The sequence below is a fragment of the Arthrobacter sp. Sr33 genome (assembly GCF_054511195.1).
Genome location: NZ_JBTNDD010000001.1, coordinates 86,983 through 105,263 on the forward strand (window position 1 = coordinate 86,983; position 18,281 = coordinate 105,263).

Sequence of the window (18,281 nt, forward strand, 5' to 3'; positions counted from 1 at the left end):
TGGTCCCGCGGTAGGGGCCAGCCCAGGCTGACCGTCAGCGCGCGGACCAGCCCCCGTCCATCACATACGACGAACCAGTCACCATGCCTGCCACGTCGGACGCCAGCCAGCACACCAGAGCTGCCACTTCTTCCGGTTCGACCATCCGTTTGATGGCACTTTCCGTGAGCATGATGGTGGACAGCACGTCTTCCTCGGAGATCCCGTGCAGACGCGCCTGGTCAGTGATCTGGTTTTCGACCAGCGGGGTGCGGACATATCCGGGGTTCACGCAGTTACTGGTGACGCCGTACTCGCCACCCTCCAGCGCCGTCACCTTGGACAAGCCCTCCAACCCGTGCTTCGCCGACACGTAGGCCGCCTTGAACGGCGACGCCCGCAGCCCGTGGATTGAGGACAGGTTAATGATCCGGCCGAAGCCTCTGTCGTACATCGCGGGCAGCGCGGCTCGGATCAGCAGGAAGGGTGCCTCCAACATCAGCGTGTGGATCCGTCGGAAGTCGGCTGGGTCAAACTTGTGGATTGGCTGTACCGCCTGGATACCGGCGTTGTTGACGAGGATGTCGACGTCGAGGCTGAGGTCCTCAAGCTCCCCGGTACTCAGCAGGTCCACGGTCCACGATTCGCCATTCACTTCCTCGGCCAGCGCGGCGGCACCGTCGCCATCGCGGTCCGCGACGGTCACATGCGCACCCTGAGCGGCAAACGCCCGGACGGTAGCCGCTCCGATCCCGCTGGCACCGCCGGTCACGAGCGCCCGGCGCCCGGCGAGCGGCTGCGCGCTGGTAGTTCTGCCCGGACGTGCCGCCTCAACCGTCCGCTGGGTTGGTGGCTGGGCTGGCATCTTCACCTGTGTGGATGCCATCAGGCAGTACCGTTCGGAACCGGGATGCCGTGGCGCTCCGCGTCCGCGGCGTCGACGTCGCGCAGTGAGATTCCTTTGGTTTCCTTTAGGGTGACGACGGCGATGCCGGTCACCACACACGCACCCAGGACGTAGAGCGCAACCCCCACCCAGGAACCGGTCTCCTGAAGGATGGCCGTCGCGATGATCGGCGCCATCGACCCGGCAATAATCGATGTCACCTGGTAGCCGAGGGAAACCCCCGAATACCGCATGCGGGTGGGGAACATTTCAGCCATGATGGCTGGCTGTCCCGCATACATCAGGGCGTGGAAGCACAGGCCGATGGTGACCGCCAGGATGATGATCACTGGGTTCTGGGTGTCAAACATCGGGAAGGCGAAGAACGCCCAGGTGGCGCCGAGAATCGCTCCGGCAAGGTAGACAGGTTTGCGGCCGAAACGATCAGACAGCCGGCCCACCTGGGGAATCACCAGGAAGTGGACCACGTGGGCGATCAGCAGCGCGAGGAGGAGCTGGCTGGTGTCGTATTCATGGACGGTCTTCAGGTAGACGATCGAGAAGCTGACAATGATGTAGTAAAGAATATTCTCGGCAAAGCGCAAGCCCATGGCGCCCAGGATTCCCCTGGGGTATTTCTTAACTACCTCGAGGACCCCGTAGTTGATCGACTTCTCGCGCTCAACCTGTTCACGTGCCTCAAGGAAGATCGGCGCTTCACTGACGTGCGTCCGGATGTAGTAACCAATGACCACGATGACCGCTGATAGCCAGAACGCTACCCGCCAGCCCCAGGCCAGAAATTCGTCTTCGGGAAGGATGAACGACATGGTCAGCAGAACCACGGTTGCCAGGAGGTTGCCGACGGGGACAGCCGCCTGCGGCCAACTGGCCCAGAACCCGCGGGACTTGTTGGGGCTGTGCTCGGCAACCAGCAGAACGGCGCCACCCCATTCACCGCCGACGGCGAAGCCCTGCACGAAGCGCAGGACTACCAGCAGGGCCGGAGCCCAGTACCCGATCGTGTTGTAGCCCGGAAGGCAGCCCATCAGGAAGGTCGCTACACCGACCAGGATGATGGTCACCTGGAGGGTGTGCTTGCGGCCGAGCTTGTCTCCAATCTGGCCGAAGAAGATCCCGCCGAGCGGACGGGCGATGAAGCCGACGGCGTAGGTCAGGAACGCTGCGATGATCCCATCGAGCGGGGTCGCCGCGTTGGGGAAGAACACCACCGCGAAGACCAGGGTGGCGGCGGTGGCGTAGAGGAAAAACTCGTACCATTCGACAACTGTCCCGACCATCGAGGCTGCGACAACTTTTTTCAGACCTGACTCGTCGGTACGGTCGCGCCCCGGGGTTCCCTGCGGGCCGGACTGGGTGGAGCGTTGATTGACGCTCATGGCTTTCTCCTTCTGTGTCGACGGTGACACTATGCCTACTGGGTACTGTGACAGGCGTCACCCCAGGAACAACCTCATTGAGTATTGCTGCAGATGTTGACCGCTTCAATGACCAACTCCGCACCTCGATACTGCGAAAATGCAGATATGAGCTTTCCCAACCCCAGCGACCTGTTGATTCTGTTGACCGTCTCCCGCAGCAGCCGGTTCACTACTGCCGCCGAGGCGCTGGAGCTGAACCACACGACTGTGTCCCGGCGGATCGCTGCCCTGGAGAAAAGCCTCGGCGGTCATGTCCTGGTTCGGGCCAGCGGTGGGTGGGAGCTCACCGAGTTGGGTTTTCGAGCGGTCGCCGCAGCTGAGCGGGTCGCATCAGCGGTGAATGGGTTGGCCGACGGCGACGACGACGCCCCGGTAACCGGCGTCGTCCGGATGAGCGCCACCGACGGATTCAGCGCCTACATCGCCGCGCCAGCGTTCGCCAGGCTGCGGCGGGAGCATCCCCGACTGTCCGTCGAGATAGTCGCCGCCACTCGCCGCGCCTCGCAGACCCGCAGCGGACTTGATCTTGAGGTGGTGGTCGGTGAACCTCAGGTGCATCGCGCTGAGGCGTTCCGGTTGGGTGAATACATGCTGGGCCTCTACGCCTCCCGGGAGTACCTGTCCGAATGGGGCACCCCGCGCAGTGTCGTCGAGGCAGCTGAGCACCAGTTGGTCTACTTCATTGATTCGATGCTGCAGGTGGACAGTCTCGACACCCCTCGGCGGTTACTGCCGACGATGAAGGATTCGCTCAGTTCCACCAATGTCTTTGTCCATGTGGAGGCTACCCGGGCTGGCGCCGGGATTGGGCTCCTGCCCTGTTTCATGGCAGACCGGCATGATGATCTGGTCCGTCTTCTTCCTGCCGAGATCGCCGAGCGGCTCGGCTACTGGCTGGTCGCCAGACCGGATTCACTGCGGCAGCCAGCCGTAGCTGTGGTTGTTGCGGCCCTCCGCGATGCTACTGCAGCCTACGAAGATCACCTGCTGGGCAGATCCGCGATCCGGTTCTGACTACCTTCGCCCGGCTGCAGGGTCACTGATCGTGGAGGACCTGCGCGCCGTTGCTGAACTTCCGCACCCGGGCGTCGTCCCACACCTGAGCTGGTACTCCCCCACCCAGCAGCACGCGAGCCAGCCCCGGATCCTGATCCAGTGGTGTCTCGCTGCCGGCGATGATGACGTTGCCATACCGTCGTCCCTTCAGCATGGCTGGGTCAGCGATCACTGCTGTGTAAGTAAATGCCTCACCGATGGTGGCCGCCTCCCGGCGGGCGCCGGCGAGGTCCGGTGAGTCACCGCAGTTGACCAGATAGAGGCCGTTTTCACTGAGCACCCTCTTGGCGTGCTGGGTGAACTCAAGGGTGGTCAACGGCCGTGGGGTTTTGCTGCCCGCAAAAACATCGCGGATGATCAGATCGCGGCTTCCGGCGGTGAGGGATTCCGTTACCTCGCGGGCTTCGCCCACCCTGATGCGCACCAGCGGGGCACGCGGGAGGTCAAACCAGTCCCGCACCAACCCGGCAAGTCTGCTATCGAGTTCCACCACCACCTGACGAGCCTCCGGTACCGATGCGGCGAAGTACCGCGCCAGCGAACAGGCTCCGCCGCCGAGGTGGAGCGCCCGCAGGGGCCCGCCGTCGCGTCGCTGGGATTCGACCAGTGCCGCGATCCACCTCATGTATTCGAAGTCCAGGCGCAACGGGTCGCTGAGATCGATGTGCGAACTGGGTACTCCGTTGACCTTGAGGATCCAGCCGTTGGGGTTGAACGGGTCGGGTTCCACTTCGCAGGTGCCGGTGTCAATGTCGTAGGTTCCGGCAACCGGTCCTGAGTCGCCCTGATCGGGCTGGGCTTTCGGGTCGCCGGGCCGGGCCGGTCTCTGCCGTCCCATTACTGCCGCCCCACCTTAGGAGTGGTCAGCCCGTCGGCGATCATGCCGGCATCCCGGGTTGAGCGGGCGAGCACCACTCCGAGGAGTTCGTCGTCGTCGGGAAGGGCGCGCCGAACCAGGAATATGGGCATAGGTGCCATGCTAGCCGCCCGGATGGCCACCATTACTGGCGGTGCATCCGGAACATCGGCCGGTGGTGCCAGGTGGGCCCGCAGAGAGTGTCCGTGCCGTCCGGTTCGAAGCCGTTCCGCCGATAGAAGCGTTCGGCCCGCGGGTTCCCGTTGAGAATCCACAGGTAGGCGGCCCGGTTTTCGATGGCGGTATCCAAAAGCCGCTGGCCCAACCCGGTGCCGTGGGACGCGGCGAGGGTGTAAATGTGGTGCAATTCGAAGTCGGGACGATCCTCATCCCGGCCCGGCCCCGACGTTGCGATGCCCACGGCCGTCCCAGCCTCATCGAACGCCACCCAACTGGAGGCACCGGCCTCGAGCGCAGCCCGCCGCTTGGCGATCAGGGCAGGCAGTTCGGCGTCGTAGTACGCGTGAAACTGGGGTGGCATGATCTGCGCATAGGTCTCGTGCAGGCCCTGCAGGTGGGTGCGGGAGTAGGTTTCTGCGTCGTCGGGCGACGCCCGGCGGATGGAAAAAATCACCCGCCCAGTTTATGCCGCGGCGGCAACGACCACGGCCACCGCAAACCCGTCCCAGTCCTTGGACCCGACGGTCTGGATAGCGGTTGCCTCCAGTTGGGGGTGGCTGCCCAGCAGTTCCAGCGCTTCCCGGGTGCCCCGCACCGCGTCATCACCGTTCGTCTCAAGGACGGTTCCACCGCGCACCACGTTGTCGAGGACGATCACGCTGCCTGGCCGGGACAACCTGATCGCCCAGTCCAGGTAACGCGGGTTGTTCGCTTTGTCGGCATCAATGAAGAACAGGTCGTAGGGTCCGGTCAGAGTGGGAAGGGTGTCGAGCGCTGCACCCACGTGGATGGTGACCTTATGGCCCTCACCTGCCTGATCCAGGTTCTGGCGGGCCACCTCGGCGTGGGCCTGCTCGTACTCGCAGGTATCAACCAGACCGTCGTCGGGCACGCCCCGGGCCAGCCAGATGGTGCTGAATCCGCCGAGGGTGCCAATTTCGAGGATCCGCCGTGCGCCCTGAATCCGTGCCAGCAGCATCAGGAATTTCCCCTGCGTGGGGGTGACTTCGATGGCGGGCATCCCCGCAGCGGCAGTCGCGTCAACTGCCCCGGTCAGCGCCTCATCCGGTTGGACCACCGTGTCCACCAGATAACGTTCGACAGCGGCCCACCCAGTCATGAATGGCCCTGGTACTCGTCCATCTCGTCAATGGCCTGCTCGAGGCGTTCCACTTTTCCGGTCAGCTCACACGAATAGCCTGGGCGGATGTCCGCCTTCAATACCAGTGAGACGCGGCTGCCGTACTTGCCGACTGCTGCGGTGGCCCGCTTGATCACGTCCATCACCTCATCCCACTCACCCTCGATCGTGGTGAACATGGAATCCGTCTGGTTGGGCAGGCCCGAGTCGCGGACAATCCTGACGGCTTCGGCCACTGCGTCGTGGACCGAACCATCCGCGTTCTCCGCCGTGGTGGCACCGGTTCCGGCTGGGGCAACTGAGAAGGCTACAAGCATGGTCCAAGTCTGGCATATCGGCACCCCAGCGGAAGGGGTTGCAGCAAGATTGGTGCTGAGCCAGCGAGATAAAATCTCCGGATGTGCCCGCCGTCATGGCTAGGTCGTCCACCGTTTGGCAGGATGGGGCAATGACTCGCGGAATATATGTCAGTGCCATGACTGAAGGCTCAGGTAAGTCCCTCATCTCTCTGGGGTTGGCGGACATGCTCCACCGGCATTCGGACCGGGTCGGGTTCTTCAGGCCCATCGTTGAAGGCGATGACGTGGAAGCGGACCCGATGGTCAACCTGATGCAGCGCTCATTCGATCTTCCGCCGGCACGCGCCCGCGGCGGTCTCACCCGCACCGAGGCGCGGGCCCTCCTGGTCAAAGGCCAGCGGGAAGAAATCGACACCCGGTGCGTCGCTATTTACAGCGAGATCGCGCGGGACTGCGACGTCATCATCGTCGAAGGCACCGACCTCAGCGGGCACGACGCCCCGCTCGAGTTCGACCTGAACGCTCGGCTCGCCAACAATCTCGGCGCCATGGTGCTGGCGGTTGTGAACGCCAAGGAGATGTCCGTGTCCGAAGCGGCCGACGCCGTCGACGTCGCCCGCCGCGAACTGGACGCCGCGCAGGTTTCGCTGCTGGCCATGATGGTCAACCGGGCGGCGGACGACGCCGTCGCTGAGATCAGCTCGCAGGTCCGCCCCGGGCGGTCCGGGCGTCCCGTGTATGTCATTCCGGAACTTGCGGAGATTTCCCGGCCCACCGTCGGCGAGGTAGCCCGCGCGCTCGGGGCCCGGCAGATTGCGGGTAGCCCCACCCTTGAACGGGACGTCGCGTCGATCAAGGTCGCCGCTATGAACGTCGGAAACTTTCTTCATAAGCTCACCGACGGGGCCCTGGTGATCGTCCCCGGAGATCGGGCCGACGTCATGGTGGCAACCCTTGCGTCCTCCTTCTCACCGGAATTCCCCGTGCCCTCCGGTCTGATCCTCACCGGTGGTCTCGCCCCTGATTCCACGATCCTTTCCCTGCTGGCGCAAGCGCCCTTCCCCGTTTTTACACTCGACGATGACACCTACACCGCAGCACGGCGGGTCAGTGAGGTGCGCGGGGAAATTGCGACCGGGTTGAAGCGCAAGGCGGCGGCGGCCCTCGGCGCCTGGGCCCGCCAGGTCGATGAGAAGGAGCTTCTTGAGCGGCTTGAACTCCCCCGGGCGCTCACCATGACGCCGCTGCGGTTCCTACACGACCTGATCGAGCGGGCACGGTCCCAGCGTCGCCACATCGTTCTCCCCGAGGGGGAGGACCTGAGGATCCTTCGGGCCGCCGAGATCCTGCACCGCCGGGACGTCTGCGATCTGACCATTCTCGGGCCAGAGACGAAGATCCGCGAGCTCGCGGCGGGGCAGGGCATCGACCTGTCCGGGCTCACCCTCGTTGATCCGGCCACGTCCGATTTGCGCGAAGAGTTCGCCGCCGAGTACGTGCGGCTACGGTCCCACAAGGGCGTGTCCATCGAAAATGCCCGGGAACGTATGCTCGAAGGCGCATACTTCGGAACCATGATGGTGCAGCTCGGGAAAGTGGATGGCATGGTCTCTGGGGCGGCGCACACCACCGCCAACACCATTCGGCCGGCGCTGGAGTTCGTGAAGACCAAGGAGGGTGTAAAGATCGTGTCCTCGGTCTTCTTGATGCTACTGAGCGACCGCGTACTGGTCTACGGCGACTGCGCCGTCAACCCCAATCCCAACGACGAGCAGCTCGCCGATATTGCGGTGGCCTCGGCGGAGACCGCTGAGCAGTTCGGCGTGGATCCACGGGTGGCCATGCTTTCCTACTCGACCGGCGAATCAGGTTCAGGCGGCGCAGTGGACGAAGTACGCCGAGCCACTGAGCTGGTGCGGGAATTGCGGCCAGAGCTTCCGGTGGAGGGCCCGATCCAGTACGACGCCGCCGTCGACGCCTCGGTCGCGAAGTCGAAGCTTCCCGGATCATCGGTCGCCGGTCAGGCTACCGTCTTCATCTTCCCCGACCTCAACACGGGCAACAACACGTACAAGGCAGTCCAGCAGTCGGCGGGCGCCGTGGCTGTGGGGCCGGTGCTGCAGGGCCTCCGGAAGCCGGTCAATGACCTTTCCCGCGGCTGCACCGTTGAAGATATCGTCAACACTGTGGCAATCACCGCCGTCCAGGCGCAGGACACCGGAGAGTGATTGGCAAAGGCGATCGACTGGTTCGGCTTACCGGACGCTGATCTCAGGAGGGAATGTCGCCAACGGTGCTGTATTTGCGCCGCCAGTCGCGGCCTTCCTCCCCGCCGTAGAGGGTCCAGTATTCGCGGCCTGAAGTGATAACGCCGTCGGCGACGGTCCAAATCGAGACAACACGGAAGATGCCAACGTCCTCCTGAGGCACCTGTACCTCGGACACGACGACGTCGCCAGCGTCGTAAACATTTAACACGTCAATGCTCCAGCCGTTCGGATGCTCTGAATTCACCGCAACTAGGTTGTCCTTGCCACGGATGATTTCGCGCGTGACGGGCCAGAAGACCTCCACGTTGTCGGCAAGTGTTCGTCCAACAGCGTTCCAGTCCCGGCTCCACACCGCCGACCAATACCGCCGGACCACCTCGGTAGCTTCCATACGCCGATGCTACTCGACTTGCCATCCACCTACATCGGAAATGGGTTGTTGCTGGTGCGCCAGTCGCCTGCTGAAGGACGCCACCGCACGACGTCAGCAGCCTCCAGTAGAGTTTCAGGCAGGAGGCACCATGATCATTCTTGTCATCAACTCGGGCTCATCATCGCTGAAGTATCAGGTACGCGACACCGGATCCGGCGAACGGTTAGCCGAAGGCACCGTGGAGCGGATCGGCGATCCCACCCACGGCGGTCCAGCCGACCACCAGGAGGCACTTGACCGGGTGACGGCCGATGTTGAAGTAGCGCTGCAGGGACAGGGCATTGACGCCGTCGGCCACCGGGTGGTGCACGGCGGCGAACGGTTCAGCGAACCGGTCCTGGTGGACAACGAGATCACGAGATCCATTGAACGCCTCAGCCCCTTGGCGCCCCTCCACAATCCGGCAAACGTTCAGGGCATCCGGGCGATAACCGCCAAATGGCCCAACATGCCGCAGGTCGCGGTTTTTGATACGGCCTTCCACCGCACCCTGCCCGAACCAGCCTGGCGGTATGCAGTCCCCGACGAGCTGTACACCAGGTTCGGGATCCGCCGCTATGGTTTCCACGGCACCTCAATTGGCTATGTCGCCCACCACGCAGCCGCCCTGCTGGGGTTGGCGCCCTCCGAGTTCACCGGAATCATTGCCCACCTGGGCAATGGTGCTTCCATCACCGCAGTCAGGTCGGGAGCCAGCATCGACACCTCCATGGGGTTCACACCGTTGGAGGGCCTGGTGATGGGGACCCGCTCCGGCGACATCGACCCATCGATCCTGCTGTTCCTGAGCAGGGAAGGCTACTCGGCCGATGATCTCGACCAGCTCCTCAACCGCGAATCCGGCCTGAAAGGGTTGACCGGGCAGAACGACATGCGTTCAGTCGTGGAGTCAGCGGCTGCCGGGGAGGTCAGGGCCGAGCTAGCCCTTGACCTCGCGTCTTACCGCCTCGCCAAGTACATCGGCGGATATCATGTGGCCGTCGGCGGCGCCCAGGCGCTGGTGTTCACCGCCGGCATCGGCGAGAACTCCTGGCAGTTCCGCGAGCGCGTGGTCAACAGATTGGGCGCGCTCAACGTCCACCTCGACGACGCCGAGAACCGTAAGAAGAGCTCGGCCCTCCGCCAGATCAGCACGGAGGAGTCTGCGTTCCCCGTGCTCGTTGTGCCCACCGACGAAGAGGCAGCAATCGCGGAGGCGACCGCCGCCGTCGTCGTCGGACGCTGACCTCGTCGCCGGTTCAGGGCATCCCAGCAAGCCGCGCCAACGCCGCCGCCACTGCACCGGCAACAACAACCACGAGGAATGGCGCGCGCAACAGCAGCGCAACCGCGGCAGCGGCCAAGGCCACAATCCTGGCATCGAGGGCCAGTTGCTGCCCCGAGGCGAACGTGTTGACGGCCGTGAGCGATGCGAGGAGCCCAATGGTCAGGGTGCCGGCAACCCGGGACATCCGCGGGTTATCCATCCACCGGGCCGGAACCAGATAGCCAGCGAGTTTGGTGAGAAACGCAAGCGCGCAGGCCAGCAGTATCCAGAACCACAGGTTCATCGGTGCTCTCTCTCCTCCGCGTAGGGGTCAATGTCGGGTTCCATACCTTCATCCGGGCGTCCATGACCAAACCAGCCGATTGCGCCGGCCACCGCGGCGGCAATCAGGATGGGCAGCCCGGGGGCAACCACGGGGACGACCGCTACCGTGACCAGCGCGCAGACCACAGCGATGGCGGCCGGCTCCCTGGTTCGGAGCCGCGGCCAGAGCAGGCCCAGGAATGCGGCGACTGCTGCACCATCGAGGCCCCAGCGCGCCGGGTCGCCCAGCGCGCCGCCGAGCAGCGCACCGGCGACGGTGAACATGTTCCACAACACGAACACACCGATTCCCGCGCTCCAGAACCCCCGTCGTCGTTCGTCCGGATCGGTCTGCCCGCTCGCGGTAGCTGCCGACTCGTCGACGGTGACCTGCGCGGCCACGAACCGTCGCCAGCCGGTGGGCCGCACCAGCGCGTTCATTTGCATGCCATACACCGCATTACGGATTCCCAGCAGCGAGGCGGCAGTCATCGCCGCGGCCCCGGTGCCGCCGCCTCCCACCACCCCGATGAAGGCAAATTGCGAGCCGCCGCTGAACAGCAGCAGGCTCAAGGCCATGGTCTGCCAGATGTCGAAGCCCGAGGTGACTGACAGCGCACCAAAAGAAAGCCCGTACAGCCCCGTGGCGACCGAGATTGAGAGACCAACCCGAACGGCGGGCGACTGCAGATATTTCACCAAGTCAGCGTAGGGCTCCGGCGGGCAATCGGCCACTTGGCTTTCAATCCGGGTCAATCAGAGCAATACTAAAGATAGTCAGCTTACTTACTACCAACTGGAGTGTGCATCATGAAGGCAGTAACATGGCAAGGCCGTCGCACCGTCAGCGTTGAACAAGTCCCGGATCCCGTCATCCAGGAACCCACCGACGCGATCGTCCGCATCACCTCCTCGGCAATCTGCGGGTCCGACCTGCACTTGTACGAAGTGTTGACCCCCTACATGCACAAGATCGATGTGTTGGGTCACGAGCCAATGGGGATAGTCCAGGAGGTTGGTAGCGCCGTTACCAACCTGCGCCCTGGAGACCGCGTCGTGATCCCGTTCAACATTTCCTGTGGTCACTGCTGGATGTGTGTCCGCGGGCTGCAGTCGCAGTGTGAAACCACTCAGGTCCGCGAACAGGGTTCCGGGGCCAGCCTGCTCGGCTTCTCCGAACTCTACGGTTCGGTGCCCGGTGGCCAGGCGGAATTCCTGCGCGTCCCCCACGCCGACTACGGGTCGGTCAAGGTCGGCCACGAACTACCTGACGAGCGGTACCTGTACCTCTCTGACATCCTCCCCACTGCATGGCAGGGCGTGAAGTACGCTGACGTGCCCGACGGCGGCACCCTCGCCGTCTTCGGTCTCGGGCCGGTGGGGCAGTTCGCCGCACGGATCGGACGCCATTTCGGACAGCGGGTCATCGCCGTCGAGCCTGTCGCGGAACGACGTGCGATGGCTGAACGCCACGGCATTGAGACCCTCGACTTCACGAAAGATATCGGCGACGAGCTGCGGGAAATGACCGACGGGCGCGGCCCGGACGCGGTAGTGGACGCCGTCGGCATGGAATCCCACGACTCCCCACTGGGCGCCTTTGCCCAGAACGCGGTCAACATGCTCCCGGAAGCCCTCGCCAAGAAGGCAATGGAAACCGCCGGGGTCGACCGTCTCACGGTCCTGCACGCTGCGATTGACTCGGTGCGCCGCGGCGGAACCATCTCCCTCAGCGGCGTCTACGGCGGAACAGCAAGCCCCATGCCCCTGCTGAACATGTTCGACAAGCAGATCCAGACCCGCATGGGGCAATGCAACGTGCGCAACTGGACCGACGAACTGCTGCCCATCGTCGAGGACCCCTCCGATCCGCTGGGTGTGATGGATCTGATGACCCACACCATCGGCATCGACGAGGCGCCAGCCGCCTACGAGAAGTTCCAGAAGAAGCAGGACGGCTGCATCAAGGTGATCATCCGCCCCTAGTTAGAGGCCGTCTGGCGCAGAAAAGTGCCGGCCCCGCAGAGCCGCTGTTACGCAACAGCGAACCTGCGGGGCCGGCACTTTTTCGTGGAGATTTCGGCGATGGACGCCCTAGAGCGAGCCGCTGTGCACCCCATGAATGGCATCGGCGGCACGCACCAAGGCCAGGTGCGAGAAGGCCTGCGGGTAATTGCCAGCCATCCGTAAACTGTCGGTGTCGTATTCCTCGGCGAGCAGGCCCAGGCCGTTGGCATAGCCCACCAACTGGTTCATCAGCCGCTTGGCATCGTCAATCCTGCCGGACCTGGCGTACTGTTCCACCAGCCAGAAGGAGCAGGCGAGGAAGGGGTGTTCGCCCGGTTCCAGTCCGTCCATACCGGCTTCGGTGCGGTACCTCAGCAGCAGCCCTTGTTCGTTGGCCAGCTCTTTCTCCAATCGGGCCACGGTACCGAGCATCCGGGGATCGTCGTAGTCCAGGAAGCCAACCTGCGGGAGTTGCAGCAGGGAAGCGTCAACCTCGGGGCTGCCGTAGGTCTGAGTGAAGGAGTTGATAGTGGTGTCGAAACCCTTTTCCAGGATGTTTTCGCGAAGCCGGTCACGAAGTTCCGCCCAGCGTTCTGCGTGGCCTTCAAGCCCATGCTCACGGACGGCTCGCACTCCGCGATCGAAGGCGGCCCACATCATCACCCGGGAATGGGTGAAGTACTTCAGCTCACCGCGCATCTCCCAGATGCCGTGATCGGGATCGTCGAAATGGTTCTCGGCGAAGCTCAGCAGGGCGCGCTGCAGGGGCCAGGAAAAGCTGTCCTCCAGCACTCCCCTGTTACGGAGCTTCTCCAGCACCACCATGACCTCGCCGACGACGTCTGCCTGGTACTGGTCGACGGCCCCATTGCCAACCCGGACCGGGGTGGACGCTTCGTAGCCGGGCAGGTGATGGAGGATCTTCTCCGGCAGCTCGCGCTCCCCACCAACGCCGTACATGATCTGCAGGTCCTCCGGGTCGCCGGCGACGGCACGCAGCAGCCAGTTGCGCCATTCCAGCGCCTCCTCCTGGTACCCGTGGGTCATCATCGCCTCAAGAGTGAGCGCCGCGTCGCGCAGCCAGCAGAAGCGGTAGTCCCAGTTCCGGGCGCCGCCGAAGTGCTCGGGCAGCGAGGTGGTGGGGGCGGCCACAATCCCGCCGGTGTCCTCGTGTGTCAGTGCTCGCAGGACGAGCAGCGAGCGTTTGACGATGGGATCGTACTCCCCCTGCTGCTCAAAGCTGGCGGCCCAACCGGCCCAGTAATCAATCGTTTCCCGGAGAGCGATATCGACGTTGATGGGCTCGGGCATGGGCCGGTAGGAGGGATACCAGACAAGTTCGAGGTCGACGGTTTCTCCTGCGGCAACAGTGAACTCGCCTTCGTGTCGGCGGTGGGAGGCGTGCGGCAGGTGCTCACCGCGCAGCGCCAGGGCGTCGGGGCCCGCAATCGCCGAGATGGCCTCGCCGCTTTCATCGGTTTGCCTGCTGACCCAGGGGAGGATCTTGCCGTAGCCGAAGCGGACCACCAGTTCCTGGCGCATCGGCACAGTGCCGCTCAGCCCTTGAATCCTCCGCACCAAGGACGCGCGGCGGTCGCCGACCGGCATGAAGTCGGTGACCTGGACGTCCCCGGCGTCGGTGTGCCAGCGGGTCGCCATCACAAAGGTGGAGTCAATGTAGCGCCACTCCACGACCTCGGCGGAGCCCGCACCGGGGGCGGGAGCGATCGCCCATCGACCGTGGTCCTGCTCGCCCAGCAGCGCGGAGAACAAAGAATCAGAATCAAACCGGGGGAAGCACAGCCAATCCACGCTCCCGGTCTTGGAAATCAGCGCGCCAGTGTGCATGTCGGAAACGAGTGAGTAGTCTTCGATCGGAGATTGCATGATTCAACTCAATCACATTCGCCTCCGGACTCCCCTGATCCTGGCGGCCACTATCGCGGCTCGCGTCATGGCTGCGGGCGCGTGCCATCCAGTTGTGCACGGACCGCCGCGGGACGGTTGGTGGTGATTTCCTGGATGCCCAATTCACGCATGAGTTCGACGTCGTCGGCGTCGTCGACCGTCCACACACGTAGCCGGATCCCCTCGGCCAGCCAGCGGCGCACTCTGGCTGGATGCGTCCTCACGTAGTCAATCCCGGGGCCCGCCATGCCCGCCGAGTGCGAATCAATGTTCCGCTCTCCGTCGTTGAGCGCCCGGCGGAGCAGCCCGATAACCGCGGCCGCGGTCAGCGCACCCAGATGCAGCTCAGCCCGCAATTCGATGGGCCGCACGTCGGAGACCAGCTGGCAGACGATATGCGATGGCACCTTCTCGAGCAGGTGCCTCACGGAGTCGGGGTTGAAGCTCATGAAGCTGATACTCACGTTGGCGAGAGTTGAACTAACCGGATCCCACCCCTGTTGCATCAAAAAGGTGATCAGCTTCTCTTCGAGTTTGAGCCCAAAGGGGCTGGGGTGCTTGAGTTCGATGGCAAGGGAGACGTCCCGGTCCGCCGCCAACAGCAGGTCCAACAGGTCCCCCAGCGAGAGGAACTGGTCGGCGATCCCCCCATATTGAGGGGGGATGGTGGCACCCTTCCACGACGCAAAATCGAGATCCCGCAGTTCCCGCAGCGTATGGTCCGCAACGTCACCGGTTCCGCTTGAGGTCCTGTCGAGGGTGGAATCATGAATACATACCAGCTGCTGATCACGCGTCATGTGGATATCGCATTCGACGCCGTCGGTTCCCTCAGCGAGCGCCTGGAGGTAAGCGGCGCGGGTATGTTCGGCGAACTGGTGGCTGGCGCCGCGGTGGGCGAAAATTGTGTACACCACGCCCCATCCCGTCGGCAACCAGCATCTACCTGATACCGTACGCGAAATTGGCCAGCCCGGCGTGACTTACCCGGCCATACGCTGCTTTACTGGCTCAGACGGATGCACCCGCCTGGGGCACCGTAACCCCCGGAGGATCCTTGAGCTCTCACCTAGCCGGCACTGACGCAGAACGGGCCGCCGGGCTGCGGCGCATGAAAGTGGTTGCCACCGGGCTGCTCGGTGTCATGGCGCTGATCTTCATTGTCGCGTTTGCACTGCAGGACCAGTATCCCTGGTTGCAGTATGTACGCGCCGCTGCTGAAGGCGGCATGGTCGGCGCCCTGGCGGACTGGTTCGCTGTGACCGCACTCTTCAAACATCCAATGGGCGTCAAAATCCCCCACACAGCCATCATCCCTCGCAAGAAGGACCAGATTGGGGCGTCACTGGGCCAATTTGTCGAGGATAACTTCCTCTCCGAGACGGTGGTGCAACAAAAATTGGCATCGGTGGGAATCGCGCAGAAGGCAGGTGCGTGGCTGGCCACTCCCGGAGGCGCGGATCGGGTAGCCGTTGAGGGAGCAGCCTTGATTCGGGGCGCGTTCACCGTGCTCGACGACGATGCGGTGCAATCCGTGATCGAGTCGATGGTCCGGAAACACCTGCTCACGCCACCCTGGGGGCCGCCGGCAGGGAAAATTGCCGAGCGGATCTTCGAGGACGGCCATCACCATCAGCTGGTGGACCTCCTGGTGGACCGTGCCGCCGACTGGGTGGACACCAACTATGACCTCGTCTCAGGCCTGGTTTCGCAGCGATCCCCCACCTGGGTGCCCCAGTTCGTGGACGGCCTCGTGGGGGACAAGGTGTACGTGGAGCTGACCAAGTTTATGCGTGCTGTTCAGACCAACCCCAACCATGATGTGCGGCTGGCCCTGGATAAATATCTCAAGGACCTGGCTCAGGACCTGCAGCACGACCCGGTGGTAATCGCCAAGGCCGAAGGCATCAAGGCGCAGGTGTTGGGCGACCCCCAGGTGCGCGATCTGGCGGCTCGCACCTGGACCACCATCAAAAAGGCCCTGATGGAAGCTGTCGACGACTCCGATAGCGAGCTGACCCGCAATTTCAAGACAGCGGTCCGGGACTTCGGTCGCCGGTTGTCCACGGACGCGGAGCTGGCTGGAAAGGTTGACCGGTGGATTGCCGATGGGGCGGGCTATCTGGTGCGCACCTACCGCAGCGACATTGCGGCAATCATCACCGAGACCGTTGGCCGCTGGGACGCGGTCGAGACCTCACAGAAGATCGAACTGCAGATTGGAAAGGACCTGCAGTTCATCAGGATCAACGGCACCGTGGTCGGTTCCCTGGCGGGCCTGCTGATCTTCAGCGTCGCCCACGCCGTCTTCGGGTAACCCGGCACGGGTCAGCACACGGAGCGGCTACCCCTGGTCAGCTATCCAGGTCCTTCAGGAGCTCGCCTGGGACCACACTGGGTGCGGGGCCGAAAGCCTGAGCGGTTGCGGTAATCACCGCCCGTCCCATCATGTGGTTACCGGCTCCACCGACGACAGCCCCAATACCGAAGGGGAGAGCCCTACCCAGCAGAGCGCCGCCCTGCTTGGCCAGCATTTTACGTACGAAGCGTCTCCGGATGCTGTGGCCGATGGTACGCGCAATCGGTGAGGACACGCTTCCTCCCAGGACCGTCCCCCAGTGCTCTGACGCTCCACTGCCCGAGCCGCGGAGCACCGACTGAATCAGCGCGAGGCCCTCCTCGCCCATGAGGATGGCCATCACGAGGGTCCGCGCCCGCTCCGGATCTCCAGTCTGGACGCCGTGAAGTTCGGCAATGGATTGGGCGTACAACGCCGTGGCTTCAAGAAAGCCGACGGTTGCCGCAGCTGAAAGACCCAAAGATGCAATTGTGCCGACGGCGGGCACCACTGCGGTTGCTCCCACCGCTGCGCCGGTGACGGTGATGACTGCCAGATAATGGCGTTCAAGGTCAGCGCTTATCTCAGCTGCAGTGGCCTGCGGATTCTTTGCATACATCCGGCGCAGATTTGCCAACACGAGAGGCCGTTGCACCTCGATGGCTCGCTCAATGGTGCGCTGGATGCCCGGTTTCGGTTTTCCCTCCTTGTCGAAGAGCGCCCCATTGGCCATCCTGGATGCCGGATTGAGATTAGGCAGTTTCATGGCTGGTTTCCTTCACTTGAAAGCGGTTAACGCGGAACATAAGGCCCGAAATACATTGCGACAAAAAACGCCGCCGGGTTTCCCCGACGGCGCTTTGTTGTGCAGCGTCTAAATTACGCGCGTGACTTGCGGCCGGTGATGGCGCCGTAAACAACCAGCACGATCAGCGCACCGCCGATAGCGAGAAGCCATGACTCAAGCGAGAAGAATTCGTTCATGTCAGCACCGAACAGCGCGCTGCCGATGAAGCCGCCGAGCAGGGCACCAACTACACCCAGTACGAGTGTGATGATCCATCCGCCACCCTGGCGACCGGGAAGGATGAGCTTGGCGATTGCGCCAGCGATAAGGCCTAGAAGAAGGAATGCGAAGAAACCCATGAAGTACTCCTTGTGATCGAGTCTTGTCTACGAGTGATACGTATAACAAAAGTGCTGTAATGCAGGATGTCCCTACACAAGCTTCCAACCATCCTACTTCATCAGCGTGCTTAGCTTTCAATTAAAGCGGTGCTGAGTTCATTAAACCCCCTGTGCACCATCTTTCAATAGGCCACGCCGGTGTTGATTTGATAACACTTGACTCGCCAGCTGGCACGGCGCGACGGCCGCTAATCCGCTAGTTAACGAGCATAAACCGGAACAACAGTAAGCTGATCACTACGTTAAGGCCGAAAAGCCAACTGTTCACCAGTTTCACCCCCGCTGGCCAATTCGTCGCGGGATGCCCTTTATCGAAGGAGTAGTAGACCAAATGAGAATCGGTTCTTCAATCGTACTTATTGCACTGGGTGCAATTCTTGCTTTCGCAGTCGCTGACGTCGTGGACTTCATCGACCTCACTCTGGTGGGCTACATCCTGATGGGTGTCGGAGTGCTTGGGCTCATTATTTCACTCGTAATGAACGCACCCCGCAGTCAGCGTCGGGTCACTGAATCCCGTTCAGTCCAGGACCCCAACACAGGCGAGACAGTCACCCGAAACGAAACACGCGACGGCGGCATCTAACAGTACCCGCCGAGAGAAGCGCCACCGGCCCGGCCGATGGCGCTTTTTTCTGCCAAAAAATGATTGACAAACAAAGATAAACACAGATATAGTCACTCAATCAGACATTTATTGTGATGGTAGTCACCGCCGCAAGGAGGCC

20 protein-coding genes are annotated in these 18,281 nt (G+C 63.1%); 6 read left to right on the forward strand and 14 right to left on the reverse strand.

Translation table 11 applies throughout. The annotated features are described in order from the left end of the window. Positions 1-34: 34 nt before the first annotated feature. Both ACX80T_RS00485 and ACX80T_RS00490 read right to left on the reverse strand, forming a co-directional pair. Positions 35-865 carry a 3-hydroxybutyrate dehydrogenase gene (locus ACX80T_RS00485; protein ID WP_019483925.1) on the reverse strand — a complete coding sequence of 277 codons (831 nt, stop codon included), beginning with the start codon at positions 863-865 and terminating at the stop codon, positions 35-37. Further along, positions 865-2,265, reverse strand: coding sequence for an MFS transporter (locus ACX80T_RS00490; protein WP_019483926.1), 1,401 nt, complete (start codon positions 2,263-2,265; stop codon positions 865-867). The genes ACX80T_RS00485 and ACX80T_RS00490 overlap by 1 nt, the downstream gene beginning before the upstream one ends. A gap of 147 nt (positions 2,266-2,412) precedes the next feature. Here ACX80T_RS00490 and ACX80T_RS00495 point away from each other — a divergent pair, with 147 nt between their 5' ends. Further along, positions 2,413-3,321, forward strand: a complete 909-nt coding sequence (locus ACX80T_RS00495; RefSeq protein WP_459303501.1) for a LysR family transcriptional regulator — start codon at positions 2,413-2,415, stop codon at positions 3,319-3,321. Between the two features lie 22 nt (positions 3,322-3,343). On the opposite strand, the gene ACX80T_RS00500 is transcribed toward ACX80T_RS00495, so the two are convergent. From ACX80T_RS00500 to ACX80T_RS00520, 5 genes are read right to left on the reverse strand one after another with little or no spacing between them, the layout of a single operon-like run. Continuing rightward, positions 3,344-4,201: a spermidine synthase gene (locus ACX80T_RS00500; RefSeq protein ID WP_024477020.1), complete on the reverse strand. Its 858-nt coding sequence runs from the start codon at positions 4,199-4,201 to the stop codon at positions 3,344-3,346. Beyond that, complete coding sequence (locus ACX80T_RS00505; protein WP_272942580.1) at positions 4,201-4,332, reverse strand: hypothetical protein; 132 nt, start codon at positions 4,330-4,332, stop codon at positions 4,201-4,203. Before ACX80T_RS00505 ends, ACX80T_RS00500 begins: the two co-directional genes overlap by 1 nt. A gap of 32 nt (positions 4,333-4,364) precedes the next feature. After that, positions 4,365-4,853, reverse strand: coding sequence for a GNAT family N-acetyltransferase (locus tag ACX80T_RS00510; protein WP_019483930.1), 489 nt, complete (start codon positions 4,851-4,853; stop codon positions 4,365-4,367). Between the two features lie 9 nt (positions 4,854-4,862). Further along, on the reverse strand, positions 4,863-5,519 hold the full coding sequence (locus ACX80T_RS00515; RefSeq protein ID WP_019483931.1) for an O-methyltransferase: 657 nt from the start codon (positions 5,517-5,519) through the stop codon (positions 4,863-4,865). Next, a complete protein-coding gene (locus tag ACX80T_RS00520) occupies positions 5,516-5,857 on the reverse strand; it encodes a thiamine-binding protein (protein WP_019483932.1) in 342 nt (113 codons plus the stop codon). Before ACX80T_RS00520 ends, ACX80T_RS00515 begins: the two co-directional genes overlap by 4 nt. A 131-nt stretch (positions 5,858-5,988) precedes the next feature. Here ACX80T_RS00520 and pta point away from each other — a divergent pair, with 131 nt between their 5' ends. Next, a complete protein-coding gene (pta, locus tag ACX80T_RS00525; protein ID WP_024477019.1) occupies positions 5,989-8,067 on the forward strand; it encodes a phosphate acetyltransferase in 2,079 nt (692 codons plus the stop codon). A gap of 43 nt (positions 8,068-8,110) precedes the next feature. On the opposite strand, the gene ACX80T_RS00530 is transcribed toward pta, so the two are convergent. Further along, positions 8,111-8,500 (reverse strand): nuclear transport factor 2 family protein, encoded by a 390-nt coding sequence (locus ACX80T_RS00530; protein WP_019483934.1) that lies wholly within the window; start codon positions 8,498-8,500, stop codon positions 8,111-8,113. A 130-nt stretch (positions 8,501-8,630) separates the two neighbouring features. Here ACX80T_RS00530 and ACX80T_RS00535 point away from each other — a divergent pair, with 130 nt between their 5' ends. Further along, the gene (locus ACX80T_RS00535) at positions 8,631-9,767 is read left to right on the forward strand and encodes an acetate/propionate family kinase (RefSeq protein ID WP_019483935.1); all 1,137 of its coding nucleotides are present in this window, start codon (positions 8,631-8,633) and stop codon (positions 9,765-9,767) included. Positions 9,768-9,780: 13 nt separating this feature from the next. Here the strand turns inward: ACX80T_RS00535 and ACX80T_RS00540 are convergent, their stop codons facing one another. Next, entirely contained in the window at positions 9,781-10,092 is a 312-nt protein-coding gene (locus ACX80T_RS00540; RefSeq protein ID WP_019483936.1) for an AzlD domain-containing protein, read from the reverse strand. Continuing rightward, entirely contained in the window at positions 10,089-10,811 is a 723-nt protein-coding gene (locus tag ACX80T_RS00545) for an AzlC family ABC transporter permease (protein ID WP_024477018.1), read from the reverse strand. The genes ACX80T_RS00540 and ACX80T_RS00545 overlap by 4 nt, the downstream gene beginning before the upstream one ends. Positions 10,812-10,922: 111 nt before the next feature. Between ACX80T_RS00545 and ACX80T_RS00550 the strand changes: the two genes are divergently transcribed. Continuing rightward, positions 10,923-12,098, forward strand: a complete 1,176-nt coding sequence (locus ACX80T_RS00550; RefSeq protein WP_019483938.1) for a zinc-dependent alcohol dehydrogenase — start codon at positions 10,923-10,925, stop codon at positions 12,096-12,098. A gap of 108 nt (positions 12,099-12,206) precedes the next feature. Here ACX80T_RS00550 and ACX80T_RS00555 read toward each other — a convergent pair whose 3' ends face one another. Then, positions 12,207-14,006 (reverse strand): glycoside hydrolase family 15 protein, encoded by a 1,800-nt coding sequence (locus tag ACX80T_RS00555; protein WP_019483939.1) that lies wholly within the window; start codon positions 14,004-14,006, stop codon positions 12,207-12,209. Positions 14,007-14,071: 65 nt separating this feature from the next. Next, positions 14,072-14,944 carry a glycerophosphodiester phosphodiesterase family protein gene (locus ACX80T_RS00560; RefSeq protein ID WP_019483940.1) on the reverse strand — a complete coding sequence of 291 codons (873 nt, stop codon included), beginning with the start codon at positions 14,942-14,944 and terminating at the stop codon, positions 14,072-14,074. A 194-nt stretch (positions 14,945-15,138) separates the two neighbouring features. Here ACX80T_RS00560 and ACX80T_RS00565 point away from each other — a divergent pair, with 194 nt between their 5' ends. Further along, positions 15,139-16,344, forward strand: coding sequence for a DUF445 domain-containing protein (locus ACX80T_RS00565; RefSeq protein WP_083850972.1), 1,206 nt, complete (start codon positions 15,139-15,141; stop codon positions 16,342-16,344). A gap of 37 nt (positions 16,345-16,381) precedes the next feature. On the opposite strand, the gene ACX80T_RS00570 is transcribed toward ACX80T_RS00565, so the two are convergent. Beyond that, the gene (locus ACX80T_RS00570) at positions 16,382-17,131 is read right to left on the reverse strand and encodes a hypothetical protein (RefSeq protein ID WP_019483942.1); all 750 of its coding nucleotides are present in this window, start codon (positions 17,129-17,131) and stop codon (positions 16,382-16,384) included. Positions 17,132-17,244: 113 nt separating this feature from the next. Beyond that, positions 17,245-17,511: a GlsB/YeaQ/YmgE family stress response membrane protein gene (locus ACX80T_RS00575; protein WP_019483943.1), complete on the reverse strand. Its 267-nt coding sequence runs from the start codon at positions 17,509-17,511 to the stop codon at positions 17,245-17,247. 373 nt (positions 17,512-17,884) lie between these two features. Between ACX80T_RS00575 and ACX80T_RS00580 the strand changes: the two genes are divergently transcribed. Further along, positions 17,885-18,139: a DUF6458 family protein gene (locus tag ACX80T_RS00580; RefSeq protein ID WP_019483945.1), complete on the forward strand. Its 255-nt coding sequence runs from the start codon at positions 17,885-17,887 to the stop codon at positions 18,137-18,139. The last annotated feature ends 142 nt before the right edge of the window (positions 18,140-18,281 follow it).